The organism is Desulfovibrio sp., from assembly GCF_035644575.1.
GTDB lineage: Bacteria > Desulfobacterota > Desulfovibrionia > Desulfovibrionales > Desulfovibrionaceae > Desulfovibrio.
Genome location: NZ_DASQOG010000052.1, coordinates 1 through 9,552, shown reverse-complemented (window position 1 = coordinate 9,552; position 9,552 = coordinate 1). Strand labels below are relative to the sequence as shown.

General features: G+C 58.8%; 9 protein-coding genes. 4 read left to right on the top strand and 5 right to left on the bottom strand.

What is annotated here, in order from left to right; all coding sequences use genetic code 11:
• Both VEZ52_RS14585 and VEZ52_RS02445 read right to left on the bottom strand, forming a co-directional pair.
• Positions 1-130, bottom strand: a 130-nt coding sequence (locus tag VEZ52_RS14585; protein ID WP_349255758.1) for a hypothetical protein, incomplete at its 3' end; no start/stop codon positions are given.
• A 232-nt stretch (positions 131-362) separates the two neighbouring features.
• Entirely contained in the window at positions 363-2,453 is a 2,091-nt protein-coding gene (locus tag VEZ52_RS02445) for a methyl-accepting chemotaxis protein (protein ID WP_324835384.1), read from the bottom strand.
• A 301-nt stretch (positions 2,454-2,754) separates the two neighbouring features.
• Between VEZ52_RS02445 and VEZ52_RS02440 the strand changes: the two genes are divergently transcribed.
• The 4 genes from VEZ52_RS02440 to VEZ52_RS02425 all read left to right on the top strand — a co-directional run bounded on the left by VEZ52_RS02440 (position 2,755) and on the right by VEZ52_RS02425 (position 6,710).
• Positions 2,755-4,020: an Nramp family divalent metal transporter gene (locus tag VEZ52_RS02440; protein WP_324835383.1), complete on the top strand. Its 1,266-nt coding sequence runs from the start codon at positions 2,755-2,757 to the stop codon at positions 4,018-4,020.
• A 206-nt stretch (positions 4,021-4,226) separates the two neighbouring features.
• Positions 4,227-5,243 carry an ABC transporter substrate-binding protein gene (locus tag VEZ52_RS02435; RefSeq protein ID WP_324835382.1) on the top strand — a complete coding sequence of 339 codons (1,017 nt, stop codon included), beginning with the start codon at positions 4,227-4,229 and terminating at the stop codon, positions 5,241-5,243.
• Positions 5,231-5,932 carry a GTP-binding protein gene (locus VEZ52_RS02430; protein WP_324835381.1) on the top strand — a complete coding sequence of 234 codons (702 nt, stop codon included), beginning with the start codon at positions 5,231-5,233 and terminating at the stop codon, positions 5,930-5,932. Before VEZ52_RS02435 ends, VEZ52_RS02430 begins: the two co-directional genes overlap by 13 nt.
• Positions 5,922-6,710 (top strand): ABC transporter ATP-binding protein, encoded by a 789-nt coding sequence (locus tag VEZ52_RS02425; protein WP_324835380.1) that lies wholly within the window; start codon positions 5,922-5,924, stop codon positions 6,708-6,710. The genes VEZ52_RS02430 and VEZ52_RS02425 overlap by 11 nt, the downstream gene beginning before the upstream one ends.
• Positions 6,711-6,882: 172 nt before the next feature.
• Here VEZ52_RS02425 and VEZ52_RS02420 read toward each other — a convergent pair whose 3' ends face one another.
• The 3 genes from VEZ52_RS02420 to hypD all read right to left on the bottom strand — a co-directional run bounded on the left by VEZ52_RS02420 (position 6,883) and on the right by hypD (position 9,437).
• Complete coding sequence (locus tag VEZ52_RS02420; protein WP_022659567.1) at positions 6,883-7,074, bottom strand: hypothetical protein; 192 nt, start codon at positions 7,072-7,074, stop codon at positions 6,883-6,885.
• Between the two features lie 267 nt (positions 7,075-7,341).
• Complete coding sequence (gene hypE, locus VEZ52_RS02415) at positions 7,342-8,346, bottom strand: hydrogenase expression/formation protein HypE (protein WP_324835379.1); 1,005 nt, start codon at positions 8,344-8,346, stop codon at positions 7,342-7,344.
• Positions 8,346-9,437: a hydrogenase formation protein HypD gene (gene hypD / locus VEZ52_RS02410; protein WP_324835378.1), complete on the bottom strand. Its 1,092-nt coding sequence runs from the start codon at positions 9,435-9,437 to the stop codon at positions 8,346-8,348. The genes hypE and hypD overlap by 1 nt, the downstream gene beginning before the upstream one ends.
• Positions 9,438-9,552 lie beyond the last annotated feature (115 nt).

The window sequence follows — 9,552 nt, the reverse complement described above, 5'->3', positions numbered from 1 at the left end:
TGAATTCGTCCTGATTGCTGGAAAAAATACCCAGAAAGCGCAGCCGCTGCATAAGCGGCGTGGAGTGGTCGCGGGCTTCCTGCAATATTCGTTCGTTAAAGCTGAGCCAGCTCAGTTCCCTGTTGTTCATAACAGCCGAAGGCTTCATCGTATGCTCCCGTGGCATTAGTAAAACTGCAGGGCAATAACTACCCGCGCTTACGTCTGTTATGTATGATGGATTTGTTACAATTACGTGGCGCAAGCCTATATTTGCCGATGCACCGGGCAAGGCTCTGCTGCTTTTGCCGCGCGCCAAATAAAAAGGGCGTCCGCCTATGCATGGCGGACGCCCCGATGGGTGTTGTAAGGTATGGGTCGCGTCAGCCGCGCTTCATGTCGGCCACCAGCTTGCTCAGGGTGTTGGCCTGCGTTGCCAGATCCGCCACAGAGCCGGAAGCGGCGTTCATGGCGTGGGCTGTCTGCTCGGAGCGTTCATTGACCTCAAGGATTGACTTGTTGATCTCGTCGCTGCTTGCGGACTGTTCCTCGCTGGCCGTTGCGATGGCGCGCACCTGATCGGCGGTGGAAAGCGCGTTGTTGACGATCTCGCGCAGGGCTTCGCCAGATTTGTTTGCAAACGTTGTGGCGGTCTGCACCTGTTCAAGGGCATTGTCCATGCTTTGCACGCTCTTGGAGGTGCTTTGCTGGATGGCCGCAATGGCGTTGCCCACATCGTTGGTGGAAGCCATGGTTTTTTCCGCCAGTTTACGTACTTCATCGGCCACCACGGCAAATCCGCGCCCGGCCTCGCCTGCGCGCGCTGCTTCAATGGCGGCGTTGAGGGCCAGCAGGTTGGTCTGGTCGGCTATGTCTGAAATAACGTTCATGATGCGGCTGATGGCCTGGGCATGCTCGTTGAGCGTACCCATGTCATCCTTGAGCGCCATGGAGACAGAGTGTACGCGGTCAATGCTTTGCAAGGCCTGTTGCACGATTTTTTCGCCGTTTTCAGCATTGGCTCTGGTCTGGTCAGACATGTCTGAAGCGGACGAGGCATTGCTCGCCACCTCGCGCACTGTGGCGTTCATCTGGTTCATGGCTGTGGCAGCATCGCCGAGGCGCAGGGCCGACTCGCTCGAAAGGTGGTTGGCCTGACCGATGTGGGCTTCAAGCTCGTTTGAAGCGGAGGATATGACCTTCACCACTTCTTCCAGTTGCATGGCGGCAGAGAGCATGCCCTCGCGGCGGGCGTTTTCCGCCTCTTTGCGGGCCGCCTCGGCCTGCTCTGTGGCGGCTTTTGCCAGGCCTGTCTGCTGCTGGGCCTCCTCGCCTTTCTGGCGGGCGGTTGTGATCATTTCCTGCAGGTTGCTCACCATGTTCAGCAGGGCAGCGTGCAGTTCTGCCAGCTCGCCGTAGAATTGTCTGGCGTCAAGGTTCACGTTGAGATCGCCGGTGGCGACCTTGTCGGCCTCTTTAACAATAAGGCTCAAGGGCCGATTGATGGAGCGCGCTATGGCCCAGGCGATCAGCAGCATGATCAGGGCCACGCTGAGGGTAATGATTACGCTGGCGCGCACGGCTGTATTGGTAGCCGCAAAAATTTCTTCTTCAGACTGGAGCATGAGGATCTTCCAGCCATGAGGCGTGGTGAGCACATTGGCGCGAACATCCCGCCCGTTCACAACGGTTTGCAGAGAGCCGTCCTTGATGTTGAAGAGCTTGACAAGGCCGGGATCCTGTATGTCCTTGCCAATGATTTTGCCCGTCAGATCCTTGTTGCGCGGGTCGCAGAGGATGCGCCCCGTGTTTTCAAGCAGCATGAAGTAGCCGGTCTTGCCGAAATTGAGTTCGGCAAAGCGCTGCGACAGGCCGTTGAGCGAAACGTCGATGCCCAGAACGCCTGTAAAGTCGCCCCGGCGCGAAAACATTTTATGCGTGATGGCCACCACAAGTTCGCCAGTGATGGAAAGGTAGCTGTCGGCCAGGCCGACTTTTTGCGCAGAAGCCGCGCGCTGCGTGTACCAGGGGCGTTTGCTGGTATTGTAGCCAGCGGGCACCGTGGCATTGTCGGCAGAGGTCGCGTAGCTTCCGTCAGTGTAGCCTGCGTAGGCTTCCACGTAATCTTCGGAGCCTTCGTCGAGCCGCACGAGCGGTTGAACGGTTTTGAAGGCATCTACCGAAAGATCGGCCCGAAGAAAAACGTCCGCTTCTTTATTGTTGGAGAAGTTGGGGAAAAGACCCACGGCTTCGGCAATGTAAGGTTCCTGCGCCAGCAGGGCGACGTCGCGCTCCGCCCCGCTGATGAATGTTTCCACATAGTTGTTCATGAGGCGCAACTGGGTTGAGGAATTGGAAATATAGCTTTCCTCGGCATTGTTGCGCATGGTCATGATCATGAAGGGCAGGGTGCCTGCTGCCATCACAATAATTGTAAAAAGAAATCCTAGGATAACGCGCAGTCTGATAGTCATAGCAAGGCTCCTGCTCAATCTGAAGTGGACATGCGACCAGTCTGGCGGATCTGACGCTAATAAAACTATCGGTTTGTTTTTCAGAAGCTTAATATCTGAAATACAAATGTAACATGAAAAAAGCGATGGGGGTCAAGGACACATACGTACTATCCCCCGTGCGTGCAAGAGGGGCAGGCCGCACTTGCCTGCCGCCTATGAGTGCGTATACCGTCAGGTTGCAATATGGCAGCATCCGGTGTTGCTGCGCGGTCAGACTGCGCACCGCCGATTAATTAAATTGAAGATCAGGAAGGTTTACATGAGTGCAACAAGCTTTTGGAGCAGGTGCAATGTGTCAGGCATTGCCCATAAGGGCGAAGAGTTCCTCAAATTTGTAGGGCCGGGCCTGCTGGTGACAGTTGGATTTATCGACCCCGGCAACTGGGCCGCCAATCTGGCCGCCGGAGCGGAGTACGGTTATTCCCTGCTGTGGATGGTGAGCCTTTCCACCTTTATGCTCATTGTATTGCAGCACAATGCGGCGCATCTGGGCATTGTGACGGGCAAGTGCATGGCCGAGGCCATAACGGAGTATTTTCCCTGCACCATCGGTCGGCTTGTGCTGTTTAGCGCCTTTGGTGCTTCTGTCATGACCAGCATGGCCGAAATTCTCGGCGGAGCCATTGCCCTGCGCATGCTCTTTTCCATCCCCTTGCCCATTGGCGCAACTCTCACGGCTCTGCTCGCTGGTGCCCTTTTGCTGTTCAATTCGTATAATAAGGTTGAAAAGTGGATCATCGGTTTTGTGTCGCTGATCGGCATCGCTTTTTTGTATGAGCTGTGGCTGGTGCCCGCCGGGTGGCTTCCCCAGGCTGCGGTGGGTTGGGTGATGCCAGCCTTTCCCGAAGGTTCCATGCTGGTGATCATGAGCGTGCTTGGCGCGGTGGTGATGCCGCATAATCTTTTTTTGCATTCCGAAATTATTCAGAGCCGCCAGTGGAACCTTGAGGGCGACGCCTTTATCAAAAAACGCCTCGACTATGAATTTTTTGACACGCTCTTTGCCATGCTAGTGGGTTGGGCCATCAACAGCGCCATGATCATTCTGGCAGCTGCGGTGTTCTGGACAGCGGGGGAGCACGTGACGGAACTTGAACAGGCCCGCGATCTGCTCAAGCCCCTGCTGGGCGACAACGCCTCTGTGATTTTTGCCGTGGCCCTGCTGTTTGCCGGGGTGGCCTCGTCCGTCACCTCGGGCATGGCGGGCGGTATCATGACTTCGGGCATGGCGGGCGAAGCCTACAATACCAAGGACAAGCACAGCGTCATGGGCATTGTAGGCTCGCTGGGTTGCGGCCTCGTGCTCATCTGGCTGACCAGCGACCCCTTCAAGGGCTTGCTGCTTTCGCAGATGGCTCTTTCAGTGCAGTTGCCCATCACCATGGTTTCGCTGGTGGCGCTGACATCATCCCCCAAGGTCATGGGCAAATACGCCAACGGCAAGGGCACAAAGCTGCTGCTCTATGCGCTGACTGGCATCGTGACCGTGCTGAACATCATGCTGCTCTTCAGCGCGCTGGATTAGCGGCATTTCAGAACCAACCCCGGCACGTACCGTGCTGTGGGCACAATATTGTATTGCGGCACGGCTGCGATACAATATTGTCTGGATTCCGGCTGAAGGTGAAAGGTGAATTAGCTTATATCTCGGCATGTTGAACAGTTTCTTGTATCGGCATGTTCCTTGCTCCACCCAGAGTGGTTCCCAAACTTTTTGCGGAAAGAGGCGCCATGAAAAGGCTTGAACATCTCATGCAGTCATTGCAGCAGCAGGATGATATCCCCGTCATGGGCAAAACAGACCTGCTGCTCTATGCTCCCTGCCCGGTAAAGCTTGTGGTCAAGGAGCGCATCGAGGCCATTGCCGCTGCGGCAAATCCTCCCCTGACGGCGCACATACCCATGGGCTGCACCTCGGTTGATCCTTACGATCCGCTGTATATGGAATCGGACGCAAACAAGCTGCCCGCCGTGATAGCGTCCATTGGCTACGGCGATTTCTGGCGCGGGGAGTTTGTGCGGCGTTTTGTCAACACGGGCGTATTTGAAAGCGTGCAGCCCCGCGTGCTGAATCCCCTGTATGCCGATGCCGGGCTGATCGACCCCGCAGGGGCCTATACCATCTACGGCGTGACGCCCTACATTTTTCTGGTAGATCACAAAAAGCTGGACGGCCTGCCAGCGCCGAAAAACTGGGCAGACCTCATGAATCCCCGTTATCGCGGCCAGATTGTCATGTGCGGCGATGGCGACGACATGGCCGATGCCGTGCTGCTCAACCAGTACAAGGATTTTGGCGAACCGGGCGTTACCGGGCTTGCCGCCAACATCAAGAGCTTCATGCACTCCTCGCGTATGGCAAAGGTCTGCGGCACCGCCGCGCCCGATGCCGGGGGCATCTTTATCATTCCCTTGTTTTTTGCCGAAAGCACCAAGCTGCCGGAACACGTGGAAATTGTCTGGCCTGAGGACGGCGCAGCCGCAAGCCCTCTCTACTTGCTGGCAAAAAAGTCTGAAAAGGCCCGTCTGGCCCCGGTGCTGGACTTCTTTGCCAATGGCTTTGGCGGCATCGACAGCGCCGCCTGGTTTGTCCCTGTGGACGGTTCGCGCCCCTCGCAGTTGCCCGCAGGGGCCAAGCTCAAATGGGTGGGCTGGGATTTTGTGGAAAGCAACGACGTGAACAGCCTGCGCGATATCCTGGCCTTGAAGTTCCGGCGGTTGCAGGCGGGCACGGCATGCGTCTCATAACCGTGGCGGGGCCGCCCGCGTGCGGCAAAACCTCGCTTGTGGTCAGGGCTGGCGCGGCCCTGAAGGCCCGGGGCGCAACCTGTGCCGTCATCAAGTTTGACTGCCTGCAAACCCGCGACGACGAACTCTACGCAGCGGCGGATATTCCCGTTTCCGTGGCTCTTTCCGGCGGTCTTTGCCCCGACCATTTTTTTGCCACCAATCTGGAAGAAGCCTTTGCATGGGCCGCAAAAACCGGGGCCGACATCTGCATTATCGAAACTGCAGGCCTGTGCAACCGCTGTTCGCCCCATTTGCGCGGGGCCTTGGCCCTGTGCGTCATCGACAATCTCATGGGTATCGACGCGCCGGAAAAAATCGGCCCCATGCTGCGGCTGGCCGATGTGGTGGCCGTGACCAAGGGCGATCTTGTTTCGCAGGCAGAGCGCGAAGTCTACCGCTACCGCATCCGGCAGATGAACCAGCGGGCTGTTATCCGCCACGTGAACGGCCTGACCGGGCAGGGCTGCGCGGAGCTTGCCTCCATCATGGCTGTTGCCCCGGACATTGCCTCCGTAACCGACATGCGGTTGCGCTTTGCCATGCCCGCTGCCATCTGCTCCTATTGCCTGAGCGAAATGCGCATCGGCGCGCGCTATCAGAAGGGCAACGTCAAAAAGGCGGAATTTGGAGAAGGCCATGGAGCGTGAAAATATGGAGCTGGCCCTGCGCAGTCTGAGCCTGACCCCAGGCCGCGACAAGGCAGGCCAGCCGGAAAAGACGGAGATTCACTTCCGCCCCGGTGAAATCACGGCCCTGCTGGGGCCAACGGGCGCTGGCAAGAGCCGCTTTCTGAGCGATATTGAATCCCTTGCCGCAGGCGATACCCCAACGGGCCGCACTGTGCTGCTCAACGGCGCGGAACCCGATGAAGACACGCGCTTTGATCTGCAGGGGCGGCTGGTGGCCCAGCTGACCCAGAACATGAACTTTGTGCTGGACATGGGCGTGATGGATTTTTTGCGCACCCACGCTCTGAGCCGCGAGGTGCCAGACCCTGAAACCGCTGCGGCCAGGGTTTTTGCCGCCGCCAACGAACTGGCAGGCGAATCCTTTGACGGATGCACGCAGCTGACCCAGCTCTCCGGCGGGCAGTCGCGCGCGTTGATGATTGCGGACACAGCCTTGCTCAGCTGGTCGCCTGTGCTGCTCATTGACGAAATTGAAAACGCCGGAGTGGACAAGCGCAAGGCCCTTGATCTGCTGCTGGCCTCGGACAAAATTATTGTCATGGCAACGCACGATCCCGTGCTGGCACTGGCGGCAGACAGGCGACTGGTGTTCGAGCAGGGGGCCGTGGCCGCAGTGCTGGCGCGTACCCCGGCGGAAGACGCCCTGCTGACCCGGCTGGAAGAGATGGAAAGGCACTGGTCTGACGTGCGCGAGGCTCTGCGCAAAGGGGCGGACATGTCGCCCTGGGTCAGTTAGCTGGTATTTTTTGCGTGGGAAATACCTCTCAGACGCCAATGGGCATTTGTTTTTAATTGAGGTTTTTTCAGGCCCCCTCTGAAACAGGGCAAGAGCAGAATGTGCAATGTGTAAAAGGCAGAGGCCGTCCCAAGGGACGGCCTCTGCCTTTGCATATCTTGTGAAATGAACGTTATTTCTTTTCAAACATTTCGATCTGAGCGACCACCATGCGGCTGAACACGGCGGCAATGCTCTCTGCATCCACAGTGGCGGAGCCGGAACCGGCAAAGGCTTCGGCCACCTTTTGCGCATTGCTCACCATTGTGGAAAAAATCTGCGGGGTCACAGTAGCGTTCATGGCGCGTTGGTAGGTGGAATCCATATTTTTTCCTTTCAGGCAGGAGGCTCCTGCTTTTGGTTGAAACAAAGACAACAGTTTCAGGGGCTTCTCCGTAATTATCTCTGCTTTCGAATTGTTTTGGCAAATTATTGGGGCAAGTTATTCTAGGGTTGTTGCACTACGAGGTATTTTGTCTCCTGCCAAGGAAGAAAGCGTTTTTATAAAGGGAGTGTAGCGCGGATGCTACTCGGGCGGAATAAAAAGGCTTTCTGACGTGGGCAGGAGGCAAAAGAACCGTAGTGTCATGCCCTAGCAGATGCGGGGCAACTGCGCACCCTCAAGCATGCCCAGCAGGCGGCGGCCCCCTATGCGGGTTTGCAACGCCACCTGCGCCTTGCCTTCCGTTACCGTGCCGATGCGGGCAGCTTCCTTGCCGTAGGGGGAACGGCGCATGGCCTCAAGAGCCGCTTCTGCGCTGCTTTCGGGCACAATGCAGATGCACTTGCCCTCGTTGGCAAGGTACAGCGGATCCATGCCGAGGAAGGAGCAACCGTTGCGCACGGCCTCGTGAACGGGGACGCTGGCCTCGTCAAGCAGGATGGAAACCTGCGACTGCTCGGCGATTTCGTTGAGCGTTGTGGCAAGCCCGCCGCGCGTGGGGTCGCGCAGCACGTGCACCTCGCCCACCGTGTTGATGATGTCTTCAATCATGTGGTTCAGCGGGGCGGAGTCCGAAGCCACATCCGTAAGGAAGGACAGGCCTTCGCGGCTGCCCATGACCGTGAGGCCGTGGTCGCCCATGGCACCGCTGACCAGCACCGCATCGCCGGGCCGGGCATTGTGGCCCGAGGGCGAGGGCGAGGCAAACACCTGGCCGATGCCTGTGGTATTGATGAAAATTTTGTCGCAAGCGCCGCGCGGCACCACCTTGGTGTCGCCCGTCACAATGCTCACCCCGGCCTCGCGGGCTGCCGCGCCCATGTCGGCCACCACGCGCTCAAGGGTTTCGAGGGGCAGGCCTTCTTCAAGGATGAATCCGCAGCTCAGGTAGCGGGGCCGCGCGCCAAGCATGGCAACGTCGTTGACGGTGCCATGCACTGCCAGGCTGCCGATGCTGCCGCCTGCGAAAAACAGGGGCGTCACCGTGTAGGAATCGGTGCTCATGGCCAGCGGGCCGGAAATATCGGTCAAAAGCGCCGCATCGTCCATGCGTTCCAGCAGGGGATTGGCAAAATGGCGCATGAAACACTGGGCAATAAGGCGCTGCGAGGCTCTGCCGCCGCTGCCAGCATCAAGAAGAAGGCAATCGTCCATTATCGCTCCGAATATTTAAAGTAGGCCGCGCAGCTGCCCTCGGTGGAAACCATACAGGGGCCAACGGGAGTGGCGGGGGTGCAGCGCTTGCCGAAAAGCGGGCAGTCCGGCGGGGTAATGCGCCCCTTGAGCACATCGCCGCAGCGACAGCCGGGCAGGGGGGGAACGTCCGGCAGGGTGAGGTCAAGGCGCTTCATGGCGTCCATGCTCTCATATTCCGGGCGCAGGGCCAGGCCGCTCTGAGGTATGCGGCCTATGCCGCGCCACAGTGCGTCCGCCGGTTGGAAAAACTGTTCCAGCAGGGCGCGGGCGCGGGGGTTGCCCGTGTCGTCCACGGCGCGGGGGTAGGCATTGACCACATCGGGCTTGCCATCGCGCATCTGCTCGGCCATGAGGCAGAGAGCCAGCAGAATGTCGGCGGGCTGGAAGCCGCCCACAATGCCGGGAACATGAAAATCGCGCGCCAGAAAGGCGTAGGGTTCCAGCCCAAGAATGGTGGAAACGTGCCCCGGCAGCAAAAAGGCTTCCACGCCGCACTGGCTGTCTTCAAGCAGGATGCGCAGGGCGGGGGGCACAAGCTTGTGCAGGGAAAGCACGCAGAAGTTGTTCAGCCCGCGCTGCTGGGCGGTGAGCAGGGTGGCGGCCACGGTGGGGGCGGTGGTTTCAAAACCTATGCCCAGAAAGACCACGGTGTCGCCGGGGTTGGCCGCCGCCAGGGTCAAGGCATCCAGCGGCGAATAGACAATCTCAACCCGCGCGCCTTGGGCCTGCGCGTGTTTGAGGCTGAGGCCGCCGGGGCCGGGTACGCGCAAAAGGTCGCCAAAGGTGGCTATGATGACGCGGTCGCGGCCAGCAAGCTCAAGAAAGGCGGCCACTTCCGCATCGTGCGTGACGCATACGGGGCAGCCGGGGCCGGAAAGGTGCGTTACCGATTTGGGCAGGAGCGAGCGCAGGCCGCTCTGGAAGATGGCAACTGTATGGGTGCCGCACACTTCCATGAAGCGCATTGTGCGACCATCAAGGGCGCGGTTAAGGCGATCAAGAAGGCTGTGGCACAGTTGCGGATTCTGAAAGGCGGTTTCCAGTTGCATGGGCATTCCTTTTTTGCGGCCCGCAGGGGATCGGCGGGCAAAACTCTGGCGGCATTCTCCGGGGCAAAGGCTCGGCCATTACTGGCGGTTCCGGCAAGGAGAAAGGCTTTTTACC